2 protein-coding genes and 1 pseudogene are annotated in these 853 nt (G+C 64.6%); 1 reads left to right on the top strand and 2 read right to left on the bottom strand.

Going from position 1 to position 853, the window contains the following annotated elements:
• Positions 1-132: pseudogene (locus tag Q1B08_RS21560) on the top strand (IS5/IS1182 family transposase); the annotation flags it as partial.
• Between the two features lie 4 nt (positions 133-136).
• On the opposite strand, the gene Q1B08_RS21555 reads toward Q1B08_RS21560, so the two are convergent.
• Both Q1B08_RS21555 and Q1B08_RS21550 read right to left on the bottom strand, forming a co-directional pair.
• Complete coding sequence (locus Q1B08_RS21555; protein ID WP_299823451.1) at positions 137-349, bottom strand: hypothetical protein; 213 nt, start codon at positions 347-349, stop codon at positions 137-139.
• Positions 346-738, bottom strand: coding sequence for a tetratricopeptide repeat protein (locus Q1B08_RS21550; RefSeq protein WP_299823448.1), 393 nt, complete (start codon positions 736-738; stop codon positions 346-348). The genes Q1B08_RS21555 and Q1B08_RS21550 overlap by 4 nt, the downstream gene beginning before the upstream one ends.
• Positions 739-853 lie beyond the last annotated feature (115 nt).

Genomic DNA, 853 nt, shown 5'->3' with positions numbered 1-853 from the left:
GAACGGAGCTTCGCCTGGCTCGGACGGCATCGCCGGATGTCCAAAGATTACGAGTACCGCGTGCAGACAGCGGAGGCTTTCATCACCATCGCCGCTTGCGCCCAGATGATCCAAAGGATCGCGCCGAAATGACTTCTCACACAGCCTCATAGGTTGCCCCCGCCGCCACCGAGGGGAGAAACCCGAGCGCCAGGGACGCAGGGTCGAGGGGAAAGACCACCACGCCGCCGCGATCGGGCGGGAGCGCACGGCCGAGGACGGAAAGTTCGGGATTACCGTTCCAGGCGCGATCGAGGCCGTCCGTTTCCGCCTCCCAGGCAAGCTCCACAAATGCGATCCTGTTGGTCACGCCTGCTCCTCCGCGTTGCTGACGGCCTTGAAAAAGAGGTTGCGAACGTCTTCTGCGTCCATCTCCGTCTGGCCGGCGACCATCGCGGTGAGCCCCTCCGCGCGATCCGGATCGGCTTGGCCAAGCCGTGCGCAGCTGCCGATCACGGTGGCAGCGCTGTGCTCGTCGTTTGCAGCGACGAAGATATCCAGCGCCGTTCGGTAGGCCTCCTCCGCCGCTGCGAGGTCCCGGCGCTCCTGCGCGACCATCCCGAGCTGGTGCCAGGTCGAGGCCGCCGAATGCTGGTCGTCGAACGTCTGCTTGATCTCCAACGCCGTTCGGTAGGCCTCCTCCGCCGCCGCGAAGTCCCGCCGCTCCTCCGCGACCATCCCGAGCTGGTGCCAAGTCAAAGCCGCCGAATGCTGATCGTCGAACGTCTATTTGATTTGGCATTGTTGCGTAAGTCACGCCTGAGGCGTGACTTTCCCTTTCCCCGCCGATGTCATGCCACGCGAAGGATCTCGG

Source organism: uncultured Jannaschia sp. (assembly GCF_947494025.1).
Lineage (GTDB): Bacteria > Pseudomonadota > Alphaproteobacteria > Rhodobacterales > Rhodobacteraceae > Jannaschia.
Note: the sequence above shows the minus strand (reverse complement) of the source record. Positions and strands in the feature narration are given on the sequence as shown.